Consider the following 16,945-nt stretch of genomic DNA (forward strand, 5'->3'; position numbering starts at 1 on the left):
GGCCACGACCGTCCTTGCCGACGTTCCGTGTCACCCGCTGGTCATGCTGCGTGCCCGGCCGTACAGGTCCAGGACCGCCAGGCACAGCGGCATCAGGGACAGCAGGAGCAGCCCGTCGGTGAGATCGAGAGCGCGCCCCCAGAAGGGCGTGAGCCCCCGCTTCGGCACGGTCAGCGCGACCAGCGCCAGCAGCGCCACCCCGCCCGCCAGGGCGAGTGCCAGCCAGAGGGTGCGGAGGTCGAGCTGGGCACGGTCGCCCGAGGCGAAGTCGGTGAGCGCGCCGGCCGGCGGCGCGAGGGCCAGCCCCAGGACGAGCAGGGCCAGCGCCCCCAACCCCGCGATGATCACGCAGGCCACCTGCGCGGTGTAGCGGAAGAGCCGGGCGCGCAGCAGCGTGGCCAGGCCTGCGGCGAGGGTGAGCAGACGTCCCCATGCCGATTCCGACAGACCGAGGACGGCCGCGGCCGCGATGACCACCGCACAGCAGCCGCCCAGCAGCCCCAGCAGCAGTTCGTGGCCGCGGCGCGCCTGGGCGGCGATGCCGTCCACGTCCACGAGGTCTTCGGCGGACAGCGCCTCGCCCGGGCCCGCTTCGGCCTCCCGCTCGGCCAGGCTGCGCGGGGTGGCGTAGCCGATGGGGAGCCTGGCCAGACGCGTGGCGAGGGTGGGAAGAAAGGCCATCAGCCCGATGGCCACCGGGAGGCAGACGGCCGCGGCCCGGGCGGCCGGCGTCTCGGTGACGAGGGCGAGGAAGGACGCGAGGGTGCCGGCGGCCGTGACGAACGTGGCCCCGATGAAGGGGGCATCGCCCTGCGGCGAGAGCGCGACCAATGCGACGGACACGACGAGCGCGGCGATGCAGCCCAGCAGGAACTGCAGCTGTCCGGCCCCCTGGCCGGCATCGGGGCCGACGATCCCCGAGCCCGCGCACCACACGGCCGGTAACGCGCCGAGCCCCAGCGCCACGGCCGACGGCTGGTCCCCGTAGACACGGGCGCGGACACCGGCGAACGCGGCCACCAGCAGTCCGGCGACGGCGGCGATCACGCCGGGCAGGCTGTGCATGTCATGACGTAAGGGATCGGCGCACCACAGCACGAAGCCCATGAGGGTGAGCAGCACGCCCACCCCCACCAGGCCGGCGCCGCGCAGCATGCCCTCGCTCCACAGGCGCCGGTCCCGGGCGACCGCGGAGGCCACGGCGTCGGACACCTCGTCGTAGACGGCCGGCGGCAGGGACTGGGCGAAGGGCCGCAGATGCAGCATCTCGCCGTCGACGACCCGCTGGTCGGCGAGCGAGCGGGAGCTGTCCAGCGCGCTGCCGTCGCTCCGGAAGAGGTAGTAGCCGGTCGGCGCGTCCGCGGGCTGGGTCTGACGGGTCAGCCGCAGTACTTCCGGATAGACGTCGGAGACGGCGATGTTCTCGGGCAGTGCCACATCGATACGGCTGTCGGGCGCGACCACGGTCACCCTGCGAAAACCGGTCCCCATGCTCGTTCGCACTTCTTCCCCCCGTCCGCCACCCGGGCCTGCGCCCGTCCGGCCGTGACACATGATCCTTCCCCGTCGGCCACAGTAGTCGGCAGTAGGATCGTCCGACGCGGAAGGCGCCGTCGCCAGGGGGGTGAGCGGTACGGAGATCTCCCTTCCGCGCCGAGGGATGGGTGCGCGGTGAGCCAGATTGTCGTCAAGCGTCCGCCGCGGGCGCTGCCGCCCGTGGTCCCCACGGACGAGTTACGCCTCGCCTCGCCGCCGGAACTCCCGCGTGGCCAGCAGGAGGGCGTGCTGATGCAGCTCCTGCCGATGATCGGCATGGGCTCGTCGGTGGTGTTCTTCTTCATGCCGGGCATGCCCGGCTTCATGCGCATCATGGGTGCGCTGATGCTCGCCTCGACGCTCGGCATGGTGATCGCACAGGTCGTCCGCCACCGCCGGGGCACCCAGGGAGAGATGGCGCAAAGTCGCCGTGACTACCTGAAATATCTGGCGCAGACCCGGCGCCGGATCCGCCGTACGGCGGCGTCGCAGCGCAACGCCCAGCACTACCTCCATCCCGCTCCCGACCAGCTGTGGGCTGTGGTCGCCGAAGGCCGCCGGGTCTGGGAACGGCGGATCGGCGACGCCGACTTCGGCCAGGCCCGTATCGGCCTGGGCACCCAGCAGCTCGCCACCCCGCTCGTCGCTCCCGACACCGCGCCCGTCGACGAGCTCGAACCGCTCACCGCGGGGGTCATGCAGCGCTTCCTCACCGTCCATGGCTCGCTGCGGCAGATGCCGGTCGCGCTCTCGATGCGCGCCTTCTACCACCTCACCGTCTCCGGCGAGGCGGAGTCCGCCCAGGGCGCCGCACGGGCCCTGATCGGCCAGCTCGTCACGCTGCACTCGCCGCAGGACCTCATGGTCGCCGTGGTCGCGTCCCCCGGTGCCCTGGCCCGGTGGGACTGGACCAAGTGGCTGCCGCACGCCCAGCTTCCGCACGCCGTGGACGGGGCCGGCACCAAGCGCCTCTTCGGCGACGATCTCGCCGAACTCGAAATCCTCCTGGGCGACCAGCTGGCCGACCGCCCCCGCTTCAACCGGGACGCACCGCCACTGCTGGACCGGCCGCACCTCGTGGTCGTCCTGGACGGCGGGATGGTCCCACCGGACTCCGCCTTCGCCGCTCCCGAGGGGCTGCAGGGCGTCACCGTGGTCGAGGTCGTCGCGGGGGAGCTCGACGAACCGCGCGGCGGCCTGTCCGTCCAGGTCCATCCGGCCCGCCTCCGGCTGGAATCCGCCGTCTCCGTCTACGACGGCACTCCCGACACGCTCTCCCCGGAACGCGCCGACACCCTCGCCCGCCGGCTCGCCCCGTTACGGATCGAGGGCACCGACGACGACGAGCCGCTGCTCGCCAACCTCGACTTCACCGATCTGCTCGACCTCGGCGACCCCGCCTCGGTGGACACCGCCCGGACCTGGCGCCCCCGCTCCCAGGCCGAACGCCTCCGCGTGCCGCTCGGCATCGACGAGGCCGGACGGCCGGTCATGCTCGACCTCAAGGAGGCCGCGCAGAACGGCATGGGCCCGCACGGCCTGTGCGTCGGCGCCACCGGCTCGGGAAAGTCCGAACTCCTGCGCACCCTCGTCCTGGGCCTGGCCGTCACCCACTCCTCGGAGACCCTGAACTTCGTGCTGGCGGACTTCAAGGGCGGCGCCACCTTCGCCGGGATGTCGGCCCTTCCGCATGTCGCCGCGGTCATCACCAACCTCGCCGACGACCTCTCCCTGGTCGACCGGATGGGCGACTCCCTCCGCGGTGAACTCCAGCGCCGCCAGGAACTCCTGCGCCAGAAGGGCAACTTCGCCAACATTCACGACTACGAGAAGGCCCGCGCCGCCGGACAGGCGCTGGACCCGCTCCCCTCGCTCGTCATCGTGATCGACGAGTTCAGCGAACTGCTCACCGCCAAGCCCGACTTCATCGAGATGTTCATCCAGATCGGCCGCATCGGCCGTTCCCTGGGCGTCCATCTGCTCCTGGCCTCCCAGCGCCTGGAGGAGGGCCGGCTGCGCGGCCTGGACACCTACCTCTCGTACCGCATCGGCCTGCGCACCTTCTCCGGGGCCGAATCCCGGGTCGCCCTCGGCGTCCCCGACGCCTATCACCTCCCCTCCGTCCCCGGATCGGGCTATCTCAAGTCCGGCACGGACGAGATGACGCGCTTCAAGGCCGCATACGTCTCCGGTCCCGCGCTCCCCGGCGCCGCCGCCACGGACGAGGGCCCGTACCCCGTCCAGCGGACCGCCGCCCTCTTCCAGGCCCCGCCCGTCCCGCTCGCCGAGGCCGCCCCGGAGCCGGACACCGCCCCCGGCACGGGCACCGGGCCCGCACCGGGCGACGGGCTCGCCGACACCGTCCTGGACGTGATCGTCGGCCGTCTGGAAGGCCAGGGCCCCGCCGCCCACCAGGTCTGGCTCCCGCCGCTGGACAAGGCCCCCGCCCTCGACCAGCTGCTGTCCTCCGCTCTGGTGACCACGCCCGAACGCGGCCTGCACGCCGGGTCCGCGCGCGCCACCGGCGGGCTGACCGTCCCCCTGGGCCTGGTCGACAAGCCCTTCGAGCAGCGCCGGGAAGTCCTCCTGCACGACTTCTCGGGAGCCACGGGTCATCTGCTGGTCGTCGGCGGCCCGCAGTCCGGCAAGTCCACCCTGCTGCGCACCCTCATCGGCGCGTTCGCGCTCACCCACACCGCCCGTGAGGTCCAGTTCTACGGACTCGACTTCGGCGGCGGCGCGCTCAGCTCGATGGCGGATCTCCCGCATGTCGGCTCCGTCGCCTCCCGGCTCGACCCCGAGCGCATCCGCCGCACCGTCGCGGAGGTGGCGGGCATCCTGGCCCAGCGGGAAGAGTTCTTCCGCGACCACGGCATCGACACCATCGCCACCTACCGCCGCCGGCGCGCGGAGGGCGGGTTCCCCGACCAGCCCTGGGGCGACGTCTTCCTCCTCGTCGACGGCTGGGGCCCCTTCAAGGACGAGTACGAAGGGCTCGAACCGGTCGTCACCGACCTCGCCGCCCGTGGCCTCGGCTTCGGCATCCACGTCGTCCTCACCGCCTCGCGGCACATGGAGGTGCGCGCCGCCCTCAAGGACCAGCTGCTCGGGCGCCTCGAACTGCGCCTCGCGGACCCCTTCGACTCCGAGTTCGACCGCAAGGCCGCCGCCAACGTCCCTCCCGGCGTCCCCGGCCGCGGCCAGACCCCCGCCAAGCTCCACTTCATGGCGGCCCTCCCGCGCACCGAAGCGGCAGGCGCCGGCACCGACCTCGCCGACGCCACCGCCGCCTTCGTCCGGGCGGTCACCCAGGCCTGGCAGGGCCCGCAGGCGCCCGCGGTCCGCCTCCTTCCCCGCAAGGTCCCCGCCGGACAGCTCCCCAGCGGATCCGCCCACCCGGACCGCGGCATCCCCGTCGGCATCGACGAGACCCGCCTCGAACCGGTCCATGTCGACTTCGAGACCGATCCCTTCCTGCTGGTCTTCGGCGAAAGCGAATCCGGCAAGACCGCGGCGCTGCGCCACCTCGCCCACAAGATCTCCGAGCGGTACACCTCCGATGAGGCGAAGATCGTCGTCGGTGACTACCGCCGCACCCTGCTCGGTGCGGTCCCGCCCGGCCATCTCCTCGAATACGCCGCCACCGATGCGGCACTCACCGGCCATATGGAGGCCCTTGCCGGCCTCATGGAACGCCGCCGGCCGGGTCCCGAGGTCACCCCCCAGCAGCTCCGTGACCGCAGCTGGTGGACCGGTCCCCGGTTCTTCGTGATCATCGACGACTACGACCTGGTCACCTCGTCCGCAGGCAACCCGCTGGCCGTCCTCACCGACCACCTCCCCTTCGCCCGCGACGCCGGTATCCACTTCCTCATCGCCCGCACCACCGCCGGGGTCTCGCGCGCCCTCTTCGAGCCCTTCCTCCAACGCATCAAGGAACTCGGCGCCCAGGGCCTGATCCTCTCCGGCGATCCACAGGAGGGGGACATCCTCGGCACCACCCGCCCCCACCCCCTGCCGCCCGGCCGCGCCCACTTCGTCTCCCGCAAGCGGGGCACGCCCCTGGTGCAGCTGGGGTGGCTGCCTGATCAGTAGCCGGGCGCCGGCCCGGTCGGTGGCTGAGCGGCAGATGGGCCGTATCCGCCGTTCGGCAGCAGCCGCTCGGCAGAGGGAACAGTCGGGCGGGCCGGTTTTCCGTTGCCTCGGCGGTACTCCCGGTCCGTTGCCGAGAGGGCGCGCGGGCCGGGGTGTGCAATGCCGCAGGAATTCCGTATTGCGCCCGCCATTCGGGTGTGTCAGGTACTCGTCGGTGAAAATTCATGCAGTTGACATTTACCGCTGCGGAAAACAAAAGGCAGGAGCCCCGCTCGCCACCGAAGTGGCGGAGCGGGGCTCCTTGGGTACTGCTTAGGGGCGACCTGGAAGGAATTCCGGGCCGGGCAACTTAGACCGGCGTGACGTTCTCCGCCTGCGGACCCTTCGGGCCCTGCGTGACGTCGAAGTTCACCTGCTGGTTCTCCTCCAGGGAGCGGAAGCCAGAGGCGTTGATCGCCGAGTAGTGGACGAAGACATCCGGGCCGCCGCCGTCCTGGGCGATGAAGCCGAAGCCCTTTTCAGCGTTGAACCACTTGACGGTTCCGGTAGCCATAAGCCCTCCTTGGGCCAAAGGGTTGCCCTGCTCCAGAACCTGCAAAGAAGTCTGAAACTACAAGAGCCTGCGGGGTCACATGCTCCGCAGGCTCTGTACTGCAAGGGAAACCAAACTGCAACTTGCGCTGAGCGTAGCATGTGCTGCTCCTGAGGCGGAAGAGCCAAAGATCACGTTTAACCGATGGCACTAACGTCCAAGCACCGCCCCGCCGCTCTGTCCCCGGGGACACAGGTCTAGCCTCCGCATGTGGACAATTCAACCTTCGGAGACGCACCCGCGGGAGCCGACGCCGGCCACCGTCGCAGCCGGCCGCGAGTGGGCCACATCCAGTTCCTCAACTGCCTGCCCCTTTACTGGGGCCTCGCCCGTACGGGCACCCTGCTCGATCTCGACCTCACCAAGGACACGCCGGAGAAGCTCAGCGAGCAGCTGGTCCGCGGGGAGCTCGACATCGCGCCGGTCACCCTCGTGGAATTCCTGCGCGCCGCCGACGACCTCGTCGCCTTCCCCGACCTCGCGGTGGGCTGCGACGGCCCGGTGATGTCGTGCGTGATCGTCTCGCAGAAGCCGCTGGACCAGCTCGACGGTGCCCGGGTCGCCCTCGGCTCGACCTCGCGTACGTCCGTACGGCTGGCCCAGCTGCTGCTGGCCGAGAAGATCGGCGTGCGGCCGGACTACTACACCTGCCCCCCGGACCTCGGCCTGATGATGCAGGAGGCGGACGCGGCGGTGCTGATCGGTGACGCCGCGCTGCGCGCCAATCTGCACGACGGGCCGCGGCTGGGACTGCAGGTGCACGACCTCGGCCAGATGTGGAAGGACTGGACGGGCCTGCCGTTCGTCTTCGCCGTCTGGGCGACCCGGCGCGAGTACCTGGAGCGCGAGCCGGAGGTGGTGCGCAAGGTGCACGAGGCGTTCCTGGCCTCGCGCGATCTGTCGCTGGAGGAGGTCGCCAAGGTCGCCGAGCAGGCGGCGCGCTGGGAGACCTTCGACGAGCCGGTCCTGGAGCGGTACTTCACCACGCTCGACTTCCGCTTCGGACGTGAGCAGCTGGGCGGTGTCACGGAATTCGCCCGGCGGGTCGGGCCGACAACCGGGTTCCCGGCCGATGTGCGGGTGTCGCTGCTGGACACGCCGTAGGCGGGGCGCCGGGCGCCGCCGGTACCCCGGCCGGCCGCCCGGCTGACCGGCGGCGAGGCTGTCGTACCCCTGACGTACGCTGGTTCAGTTCGTGATGCCCGCCTGCGAAAGGGACGCCCCGGTGACCGAGAACGCCGACCTCCAGTCCGTACTCGACCGCGCCGCGCAGGGCGGCCGCATCACACCACAGGAAGCGCTCGACCTGTACCGCTCCGCTCCGCTGCACGCGCTGGGCCAGGCCGCCGACGCCGTGCGCCGCCGCCGCTACGCCGGCACCGAGCACATCGCGACGTACATCATCGAGCGCAACATCAACTACACCAATGTGTGCGTGACGGCCTGCCGGTTCTGCGCCTTCTACGCCGCGCCCAAGGACACCGCCAAGGGCTGGACCCGCGATCTCGACGACATCCTGCGCCGCTGCGCGGAGACCGTCGAACTGGGCGGCACCCAGATCATGTTCCAGGGCGGCCACCACCCCGACTACGGCGTCGAGTACTACGAAGAGCACTTCTCCGCCATCAAGAAGGCGTTCCCGCAGCTGGTCATCCACTCCCTCGGTGCCTCCGAGATCGAGCACATGGCCCGGATCTCCAAGGTGTCGGTCGAGGAGGCGATCTCGCGTATCCACGCCGCCGGCCTGGACTCCTTCGCGGGCGCCGGCGCCGAGCTGCTGCCGGCCCGCCCCCGTAAGGCCATCGCGCCCCTGAAGGAGTCCGGCGAGCGCTGGCTGGAGATCATGGAGGCGGCCCACAAGCTGGGTGTCGAGTCCACCTCCACCATGCTCATGGGCACCGGTGAGACCAACGCCGAGCGGATCGAGCACCTGCGGATGATCCGGGACGTCCAGGACCGTACGGGCGGCTTCCGCGCCTTCATCCCGTACACCTACCAGCCGGAGAACAACCACCTGAAGGGCCAGACGCAGGCCACCCTCTTCGAGTACCTGCGCATGATCGCCATCGGCCGGATCTTCCTCGACAACGTCGCGCACATCCAGGGCTCGTGGCTGACCACCGGCAAGGAGATCGGCCAGCTGTCGCTGCACTACGGCGCGGACGACCTGGGCTCGATCATGCTGGAGGAGAACGTCGTCTCCTCCGCCGGCGCCAAGCACCGCTCCAACCGCATGGAGATCATCGACCTGATCCGCAAGGCGGGCCGGGTCCCGGCGCAGCGCGCGACGACCTACGAGCACCTGCTCGTGCACGACGACCCGGCGAACGACCCGGTCGACGACAAGGTCGTCTCGCATCTGTCGTCGACGGCGATCGAGGGCGGCACGGCGCATCCGGAGCTGAAGCTCGTCGAGGCCAACTGAGCGGCCTGCGAGCGGCGTCGGAAGCGAGCTGAGCGGCCGTGCTGACGATTCACCGGGTGCGGGCGGTCCGCCTGGTTGCCGACGGTCCGGAGCACGACGGTCCGGAGGGCGGCGGCCCGCAGCACGGTGGCCGGGAAGGCGCCCTCCCGGAGCACGGCGGTCCGGCCGGTGCTGACGCCGGGTACGCGGTCGTCGTAGAAGGCGACCGGTTCGCCGCCATCGGGCCGTACGACGCGCTGTTCGCGGAGTACGGCGCACGGGCCCGGGTGCGGGAGTGGGACGGCGTGCTGACGCCCGGCCGTTACGAACCGGAGGGCGCCGCCCTGCTGGAGGCGGCGTACCACCCCGACCCGCGCGAGGCGGACGCCCTCGGCAGCGAGCCGGTCACCGGTGAGGCGCTTGCCGCCCTCGGCATGACCGAGGCCCGCTGGGGCGGCAGCGCCCGGCGCGGACTGCAACGGCTGATGGCGACCGGGACCACGGCGCTGACCGGGCCGTTCCGCCGCCCCGCGGTCCGTACCGCCGTGGAGCGGTCCGGCCTGCAGGAGCTGGAGGGGCGCGTCCCCCGCTCCCTGGCGGTCGGAGGCGCCGCAGACTTCGCCGTCTTCGCCGAGGACGGCAGCTGCCTGGCCACCGCGCTGCACGGCCGCCTCGTCTTCCGCCGCCGCTGACACCGGTACCCGCCGCTCAGGTCGTGCCCGGTGCGGGCGCGGGCCCCGGCACGGTGGACAATGGCCGGGTGACCCGAGCATCCCTGGACAAGCAGCCGCACGAAGTCGCCGCGATGTTCGACGACGTGGCGGCACGGTACGACCTCACCAACGACGTGCTCTCCCTGGGGCAGGCGCGGCTGTGGCGCAAGGAGGTGGACCGTGCGGTGGCCGCCCGGCCCGCCGAGCGGGTGCTCGACCTCGCGGCCGGTACGGGCACCTCCTCGCTGCCGTTCGCGCGCACCGGCGCGTACGTCGTGCCGTGCGACTTCTCCGTCGGCATGCTGGGGGAGGGCAAGAAGCGGCATCCGTGGCTGCCGTTCACGGCCGGTGACGGCACCCGGCTGCCGTTCGCGGACGGGGTGTTCGACGCCGTCACCATCTCCTTCGGGCTGCGCAACATCCAGGACACCGACGCCGCGCTGGCCGAGCTGTACCGGGTCACCAAGCCCGGCGGCCGGGTCGTGATCTGCGAGTTCAGCGAGCCGACCTGGGCGCCGTTCCGGACCGTCTACACCGAGTACCTGATGCGCGCGCTGCCGCCGGTCGCCCGCGCGGTCAGCAGCAACCCGGACGCCTATGTCTATCTCGCCGAGTCCATCCGCACCTGGCCGAACCAGCCCGAACTCGCCGCCCGGCTGCAGGGCGTGGGCTGGACCGAGGTGGCCTGGCGCAATCTGACCGGCGGCATCGTGGCGCTGCACCGGGGGCGCAAGCCGGCCGGGAGCTGACGGCGACGGCTTACGGCGACGGCTGATGGTCAGGAGCTGAAGGCCGGGAGCTGATGGCGGGAAGCTCACGGCCGACCTGACGGCCGGAGCCGACCGGTGCCCGCCGGCCCCGTCGCCCGCCCCCGTCGTCAGCTCCGCCGACCGCTCACACCTCCAGCCGGTGGCAGTACGCCGTCCGCTTCCCCTCGGGCGTGATCACCGTTTCCGCCTGCCGCATCCCCAGCCGCCGGGTCACCGCGATCGACCGCTCGTTACGCGCATCGATCACGGAGACCACACGGGGAACGCCGGCCGCGCGGACGGCCTCCAGCGCCGCTTGCGCCGCGGCCGTGGCATAGCCCTTGCCCCAGGAGGCGCGCCCCAGCCGCCAGCCGATCTCGATCTCGCCCGCCGGGCCCCAGTCCCACGGCCACGGCTGGGCGCCGGTGAAGCCGAGGACCGCGCCGTCCGCCGGGTCCACCAGCGTGTACAGGCAGAATCCGCGCTCCGCGTGGTGCCTGCGCTGGCGCGCGGTGAGCTCCTCGTAGACGGAGAGTTCGGCAGGTGCGCCGCCGTGGAACTCCATGACGTCCGGGTCATTGAAGACCCGGTGCCAGTTCAGTGCGTCCTCCTCGGTGGGCACGCGCAGTTCGACGGCGGGAACCGGCCGGTTCGCGGGCGGGGTGTTCTCAGGCTTCACGGCACAACCCTTCAGGTTCTGATCACCACGGCCCCCATAGACTGCACGAGCGCGGTGCCGGTCGGCACCCAGAATTCCCCTTACCGACTTCCGGGAGACAGCACCGTGACCGAATCCGCGTCCGTGACCGATTCCGTGACCAGCGCCCGCTCGGAGCACAGCGCGGATGTGATCGTCGTCGGTGCCGGGCCCGCCGGCTCGGCGACCGCCTACCACCTCGCCAAGTCCGGTCTGGACGTGCTCCTGCTGGAGAAGACCGCGTTCCCGCGCGAGAAGGTCTGCGGCGACGGGCTGACCCCGCGCGCCACCAAGCAGCTGGTCGCGATGGGGATCGACATCTCCGAAGAGGCGGGCTGGCTGCGTAACAAGGGCCTGCGGATCATCGGCGGCGGCTCCCGCCTCCAGCTCGACTGGCCGGAGCTGGCCTCGTACCCCGACTACGGGCTGGTCCGTAAGCGCGACGACTTCGACGAGCAGCTGGCCCGGCAGGCGCAGAAGGCCGGCGCGCGGCTGTACGAGCGCTGCAATGTGGGCGCACCGATCGTCCACGAGCTGACCGGCCACATCACCGGTGTGCACGCCAAACTGGGCGAGGAGAAGACCCCGGTCACCTTCCACGCCCCGCTGGTGGTCGCCGCCGACGGCAACTCCACCCGGCTCTCGCTGGCCATGGGGCTGCACCGGCGCGAGGACCGCCCCATGGGCGTGGCCGTGCGGACGTACTTCACCTCGCCCCGGCACGACGACGACTACCTGGAGTCCTGGCTGGAGCTGTGGGACCGCCGCGGCGCCGAGGACCGGCTGCTGCCCGGCTACGGCTGGATCTTCGGCATGGGCGACGGGACCAGCAACGTCGGCCTCGGCATCCTCAACTCCAGCTCCGCCTTCAAGGAGCTGGACTGGCGCGAGATCCTCAAGGCGTGGTGCGCCTCGATGCCGGCCGACTGGGGTTACACCCCGGAGAACATGACCGGCCCGATCCGCGGCGCCGCGCTCCCCATGGCCTTCAACCGCCAGCCGCACTACACCAAGGGCCTGCTGCTGGTCGGTGACGCCGGCGGGCTGGTCAACCCGTTCAACGGCGAGGGCATCGCCTACGCCATGGAGTCCGGTGCGATCGCCGCCGAGGTCATCGTGCAGGCGCACGCCCGTGCCACGTACGCGCAGCGCGAACTGGCCCTGCAGCGTTACCCGAAGATCCTCAAGGACACCTACGGCGGCTACTACTCGCTGGGCCGCGCCTTTGTGAAGCTCATCGGCAACCCCAAGGTCATGAAGATCGCCACCCAGCGCGGTCTGACCCACCCGCTGCTGATGCGCTTCACCCTCAAGATGCTCGCCAACCTCACCGACCCCACGGGCGGCGATGCGATGGACCGCATCATCAACGGCCTGAGCAAGGTCGCGCCGAAGGCCTGACGCCCGGGCTTCGCCCCGGGGCGTCAGACATCACGGGGCTCCGGCGCCGGGCGGGAGCCCCGGTGCCGGAGCCCTCGTCGGTGCTGCGCGGACGGCGCGGAGACGCACGCACCAAAGGGCCGTCCCTCCCGAGCGGCGAGAGGGACGGCCCTCATGGGGCACTGAGGGGGCGGTGGCCCTAGAGGACGCGCACCGCGCCGGTCGGCATGTCGTAGTCGAGGGGGCGCTCGACGATGCCGGTGCTGGAGTTCTGGGCGCCGATGAACTTGCCGCCGCCGACGTAGACGCCGACGTGGTAGGCGCTGCCCGCGCTGCCCCAGTACAGGATGTCGCCGACCTGGAGGTTGTCCAGGCCGACCTGCTTGCCGGCGGTGGACTGGTCCTGGGAGACCCGCGGCAGGTCGATACCGATCTGGTTGAACGCGGCCTGGGTCAGACCGGAGCAGTCGTACGACGAGGGACCGCTGGAGCCCATCACGTAGGCCTTGCCGAGCTGCGCCTTCAGGAACGAGACGAGCGTGGCCGTGCTGCCGGTGGCGCTGGACGACGGGGCGGACAGGGTCGAACGCTCGGAGGAGCGCGAGGCACGGGCCTGCGCGGCCTCCTTGGCCTTACGGGCTTCCTCGGCCTTCTTCTTCGCCTCCGCCTTGGCCTTCTTCACGGCCTCGGCCTTGTCCTTCTCGGCGGCCTTGGCGGCCTTGGAGAAGGCGCTGTCCTGGAGAGCCTGGCGCTCGTAGTTGAACGCGACCTGCTCGGCGGTGTCGGCGCTCTTCGCGGCGCTGGTGGCCAGCGCCGTCGTGATCGTCGGCATCTCCTGGGTTTCGGAGACGGGCTTTTCCGCGGCGTTGGCCGGCACGGTGGCGCCGGTCACCGCAAGGGTGAGGAAGCCACCGGTCACGCCCGCGCGCAGCGCCCGCGAGGACGCGGAAGGACGGCGGGGCTTCCGGTGGCTGGGTATGAGTGCGTTCGGGGACATGGCAATAACGGCTATCAGGAGCCGCAGGTTGCTGCCAAGAAAGGTGCAGTGCGCCACACTTGACGTGTACGCGGCGAATAAAACGGACTTTTGGTCGCCCGGCGAGGCGCCGACGGGATGTCCGAATTTCGCGATCATGTTCCTACGCATGGCATTTGCTGCTCGATGCGGGGGCGGCGGGCGCCTATCACTTCCCCATCCGCCACGCCAAGGCTTCCCGTGCGTCAAGGACTTAGTGCTGGAAATAGCGTGGGATAGGTCACTCTTGAGTGTCCGTTATGTTCCCGTGACCTGGCGTCGGCCGGGGTGCTCGTGAATCGATGCACGTACCGATGATCACGGCTGGGTCACGAGCGGATCACGCCTACGGGCCGCCCGCATATAGCAGTTGACCGCGTCCGGCACCAATTTGCTTACAGCGGCATTCACTTGATAGTGACAACCCTGCCCTGACCAGCGGTAACCCCTGCGAATGTCACCTCTCGTGATCACTCGCGCGCTTCGTGTATGAAGATCACCGCCCATCCGACTTCATGATCCTTCGCCGGGTGGTGGAGATCACAAAGGCGTTCGTCACTCCCGTGTCGCAGATCACAGACCAGCGGGCATAAGATGCTGGCGGTTCGGGCTTGTGAACTGCCTCACATGTGCACGATCTCCATGGGGCGGCCGGAGGGCCCGAGCGGACCGCCATCCAGTCATCGTCGACTGAAGGGAGCGAGGACGGTGAACGCTTACGCGCCCATCCTCGTACTGGGAGCCCTCGGGGCAGGCTTTGCGATCTTCTCCGTCGTGATGGCCACCCTCGTCGGGCCCAGGCGCTACAACCGGGCCAAGCTCGAGGCGTACGAGTGCGGAATCGAGCCGACGCCACATCCGTCCGGTGGCGGTCGCTTCCCGATCAAGTACTACCTGACGGCGATGCTCTTCATCGTCTTCGACATCGAGATCGTCTTCCTCTACCCCTGGGCCGTCACCTTCGACGCCCTGGGGCTGTTCGGGCTCGTCGAGATGCTCCTCTTCGCGCTCACCGTCTTCGTCGCCTACGCCTATGTCTGGCGTCGCGGCGGCCTGGAATGGGACTAGGGGGCACACATGGGACTGGAAGAGAAGCTGCCCAGCGGCTTTCTGCTGACCACCGTCGAACAGGCCGCGGGCTGGGTGCGCAAATCATCGGTCTTCCCCGCGACCTTCGGGCTGGCCTGCTGCGCCATCGAGATGATGACGACCGGCGCCGGGCGCTACGACCTGGCCCGCTTCGGCATGGAGGTCTTCCGCGGCTCCCCGCGGCAGGCGGATCTGATGATCGTGGCCGGCCGGGTGAGCCAGAAGATGGCGCCCGTGCTGCGGCAGGTCTATGACCAGATGCCGAACCCGAAGTGGGTGATCTCCATGGGGGTTTGCGCATCGTCGGGCGGAATGTTCAACAACTACGCGATCGTGCAGGGCGTCGACCACATCGTTCCCGTCGACATCTATCTGCCGGGCTGCCCGCCGCGTCCCGAGATGCTGATGGACGCCATCCTCAAGCTGCATCAGAAGATCCAGAACACCAAGCTCGGGGTCAATCAGCAGCAGGCCGCCCGCGAGGCGGAGGAGGCGGCGCTCAAGGCACTCCCGCTGATCGAGATGAAGGGGCTGCTGCGATGAGCGAGCAGAAGAACCCCGGCGAGCCGAACGGCACGGACGACGCCGTTCCCGCGCAGCGCGACGACACCGGCGAGGCGATCGCCACCCGCCGCGGGATGTTCGGCGCCAACAACGGCGGCGACACCAGCGGCTACGGCGGCCTGGTCCGGACCGTCCGGCTGCCCGGCGCGAGCACCCGGCCGTACGGCGGGCCCCGCGGGGAGGACGGCTACGGCGAGTTCGACGAGATCGCCGACGAGCTGGAGGGCGCCCTCGACGAACAGGGCCTGGTCCCCGAGAACGTCATCGAGAAGACCGTCGTGGACCGCGCCGAGTTGACCTTCCACGTCGAGCGCAGCCACCTGCCGACGGTCGCCAGGATCCTGCGCGACGACCCGGCGCTGCGCTTCGAGCTGTGTACGGGCGTGAGCGGAGTGCACTTCCCCGGCGACACCGGCCGCGAGCTGCACGCCGTCTACCACCTGCGCTCGATCACCCACAACCGGCTGATCCGGCTGGAGGTCTCGGCCCCGGACGCCGACCCGCACGTGCCCTCGCTGGTGGAGGTCTATCCGACCAACGACTGGCACGAGCGCGAGACCTACGACTTCTTCGGAATCGTTTTCGACGGCCATCCGGCGCTGACCCGGATCATGATGCCCGACGACTGGCAGGGCTTCCCGCAGCGCAAGGACTACCCCCTCGGGGGCATTCCCGTCGAGTACAAGGGCGCCAAGATTCCGGCTCCCGACCAGCGGAGGTCGTACAGCTGATGACTACTGCACCGCACTCCCACTCCCCGAACGGCCACCGCACCTCCAGCGACTTCGACACCACGGAGTCCCTGGCCAGGGAGACCACCGAGGGCACCGTCTACAACGTCTCCGGCGGCGACTGGGACGAGATCGCGGCCGCCGCCGTGAAGTCCGACGACGAGCGGATCATCGTCAACATGGGGCCGCAGCACCCCTCCACCCACGGCGTGCTCCGGCTGATCCTGGAGATCGACGGCGAGACCGTCACCGAGGCCCGCTGCGGCATCGGCTATCTGCACACCGGCATCGAGAAGAACCTCGAATTCCGGACCTGGACGCAGGGCACCACCTTCGTCACGCGCATGGATTACCTCACCCCCTTCTTCAACGAGACGGCCTACTGCCTGGCCGTGGAGAAGCTGCTGGGGATCACCGACCAGATCCCCGACCGGGCCTCGGTCCTCCGCGTGCTGCTGATGGAGCTCAACCGGATGTCCTCCCACCTGGTGGCGATCGCCACCGGCGGGATGGAGCTGGGCGCCACCACGATCATGATCTACGGCTTCCGCGACCGTGAGCTCATCCTCGATCTCTACGAGCTGATCACCGGCCTGCGGATGAACCACGCCTACATCCGGCCCGGCGGCCTCGCCCAGGACCTGCCCCCGGGCGCGGTCGACCGGGTGCGCGAGTTCGTGAAGACGATGCGCAAGAACATCGGCGAGTACGACAAGCTCGCCACCGGCAACCCGGTCTTCAAGGGCCGGATGGAGGGCATCGGCTATCTCGACCTGGCCGGCTGCATGGCCACCGGCGCCACCGGGCCCATCGTGCGCTCCGCCGGACTGCCGCACGACCTGCGCAAGACCCAGCCGTACTGCGGTTACGAGACCTACGACTTCGAGGTGCCGACCGCCGACACCTGCGACTCGTACGGCCGGTTCCTGATCCGGCTGGAGGAGATGCGCCAGTCGCTGCGGATCGTCGAGCAGTGCCTGGACCGGCTGGAGCCCGGCCCGGTGATGGTCGCGGACAAGAAGATCGCCTGGCCCGCCCAGCTGGCCCTCGGTCCGGACGGCCTCGGCAACTCCCTCGACCACATCAAGAAGATCATGGGCACCTCGATGGAGGCGCTGATCCACCACTTCAAGCTGGTGACCGAGGGCTTCCGGGTCCCGCCGGGGCAGACGTACGCGGCCGTCGAGTCGCCCAAGGGCGAGCTGGGCGTGCACGCGGTCAGCGACGGCGGCACCCGTCCCTACCGGGTGCACTTCCGCGACCCGTCCTTCACCAATCTCCAGGCCATGGCGGCGATGTGCGAAGGCGGCCAGGTCGCCGACGTCATCGTCGCCGTCGCGTCCATCGACCCCGTGATGGGAGGCGTCGACCGGTGAGCGC

14 protein-coding genes are annotated in these 16,945 nt (G+C 70.3%); 10 read left to right on the top strand and 4 right to left on the bottom strand.

The features are described from left to right. Positions 1–30: 30 nt before the first annotated feature. Positions 31–1,491: a type VII secretion integral membrane protein EccD gene (gene eccD / locus D9V36_RS24650; protein WP_241721019.1), complete on the bottom strand. Its 1,461-nt coding sequence runs from the start codon at positions 1,489–1,491 to the stop codon at positions 31–33. A gap of 180 nt (positions 1,492–1,671) precedes the next feature. On the opposite strand from eccD, the gene eccCa reads away from it, so the two are divergent. After that, complete coding sequence (eccCa, locus tag D9V36_RS24655) at positions 1,672–5,631, top strand: type VII secretion protein EccCa (protein WP_129295688.1); 3,960 nt, start codon at positions 1,672–1,674, stop codon at positions 5,629–5,631. 349 nt (positions 5,632–5,980) lie between these two features. Here the strand turns inward: eccCa and D9V36_RS24660 are convergent, their stop codons facing one another. Continuing rightward, positions 5,981–6,184 carry a cold-shock protein gene (locus D9V36_RS24660; protein ID WP_003984261.1) on the bottom strand — a complete coding sequence of 68 codons (204 nt, stop codon included), beginning with the start codon at positions 6,182–6,184 and terminating at the stop codon, positions 5,981–5,983. Between the two features lie 318 nt (positions 6,185–6,502). On the opposite strand from D9V36_RS24660, the gene D9V36_RS24665 reads away from it, so the two are divergent. The 4 genes from D9V36_RS24665 (at position 6,503) to D9V36_RS24680 (ending at position 10,089) form a co-directional block, all read left to right on the top strand. Then, complete coding sequence (locus tag D9V36_RS24665) at positions 6,503–7,327, top strand: menaquinone biosynthetic enzyme MqnA/MqnD family protein (protein WP_206739852.1); 825 nt, start codon at positions 6,503–6,505, stop codon at positions 7,325–7,327. A gap of 121 nt (positions 7,328–7,448) precedes the next feature. Further along, complete coding sequence (gene mqnC / locus D9V36_RS24670) at positions 7,449–8,648, top strand: cyclic dehypoxanthinyl futalosine synthase (RefSeq protein ID WP_129295690.1); 1,200 nt, start codon at positions 7,449–7,451, stop codon at positions 8,646–8,648. Between the two features lie 38 nt (positions 8,649–8,686). Next, positions 8,687–9,319, top strand: coding sequence for a hypothetical protein (locus tag D9V36_RS24675; protein ID WP_129295691.1), 633 nt, complete (start codon positions 8,687–8,689; stop codon positions 9,317–9,319). Between the two features lie 68 nt (positions 9,320–9,387). Then, positions 9,388–10,089: a demethylmenaquinone methyltransferase gene (locus D9V36_RS24680; protein ID WP_088798461.1), complete on the top strand. Its 702-nt coding sequence runs from the start codon at positions 9,388–9,390 to the stop codon at positions 10,087–10,089. 145 nt (positions 10,090–10,234) lie between these two features. Here the strand turns inward: D9V36_RS24680 and D9V36_RS24685 are convergent, their stop codons facing one another. Next, on the bottom strand, positions 10,235–10,768 hold the full coding sequence (locus D9V36_RS24685) for a GNAT family N-acetyltransferase (protein ID WP_129295692.1): 534 nt from the start codon (positions 10,766–10,768) through the stop codon (positions 10,235–10,237). Between the two features lie 54 nt (positions 10,769–10,822). On the opposite strand from D9V36_RS24685, the gene D9V36_RS24690 reads away from it, so the two are divergent. Continuing rightward, a complete protein-coding gene (locus tag D9V36_RS24690) occupies positions 10,823–12,187 on the top strand; it encodes a geranylgeranyl reductase family protein (protein WP_129295693.1) in 1,365 nt (454 codons plus the stop codon). 178 nt (positions 12,188–12,365) lie between these two features. Here the strand turns inward: D9V36_RS24690 and D9V36_RS24695 are convergent, their stop codons facing one another. Continuing rightward, positions 12,366–13,163 (bottom strand): C40 family peptidase, encoded by a 798-nt coding sequence (locus D9V36_RS24695; RefSeq protein ID WP_129295694.1) that lies wholly within the window; start codon positions 13,161–13,163, stop codon positions 12,366–12,368. Between the two features lie 726 nt (positions 13,164–13,889). Between D9V36_RS24695 and D9V36_RS24700 the strand changes: the two genes are divergently transcribed. The 4 genes from D9V36_RS24700 to D9V36_RS24715 are packed head-to-tail and all read left to right on the top strand — an operon-like array spanning position 13,890 to position 16,941. Beyond that, complete coding sequence (locus tag D9V36_RS24700) at positions 13,890–14,249, top strand: NADH-quinone oxidoreductase subunit A (protein WP_006604811.1); 360 nt, start codon at positions 13,890–13,892, stop codon at positions 14,247–14,249. Between the two features lie 9 nt (positions 14,250–14,258). Beyond that, positions 14,259–14,813 (top strand): NuoB/complex I 20 kDa subunit family protein, encoded by a 555-nt coding sequence (locus D9V36_RS24705; protein WP_088798458.1) that lies wholly within the window; start codon positions 14,259–14,261, stop codon positions 14,811–14,813. Then, on the top strand, positions 14,810–15,565 hold the full coding sequence (locus D9V36_RS24710; RefSeq protein WP_129295695.1) for an NADH-quinone oxidoreductase subunit C: 756 nt from the start codon (positions 14,810–14,812) through the stop codon (positions 15,563–15,565). The genes D9V36_RS24705 and D9V36_RS24710 overlap by 4 nt, the downstream gene beginning before the upstream one ends. Continuing rightward, a complete protein-coding gene (locus D9V36_RS24715; RefSeq protein WP_241721020.1) occupies positions 15,565–16,941 on the top strand; it encodes an NADH-quinone oxidoreductase subunit D in 1,377 nt (458 codons plus the stop codon). Before D9V36_RS24710 ends, D9V36_RS24715 begins: the two co-directional genes overlap by 1 nt. Positions 16,942–16,945: the final 4 nt, after the last annotated feature.

It is taken from the genome of Streptomyces lydicus (assembly GCF_004125265.1).
Classification (GTDB): domain Bacteria; phylum Actinomycetota; class Actinomycetes; order Streptomycetales; family Streptomycetaceae; genus Streptomyces; species Streptomyces lydicus_C.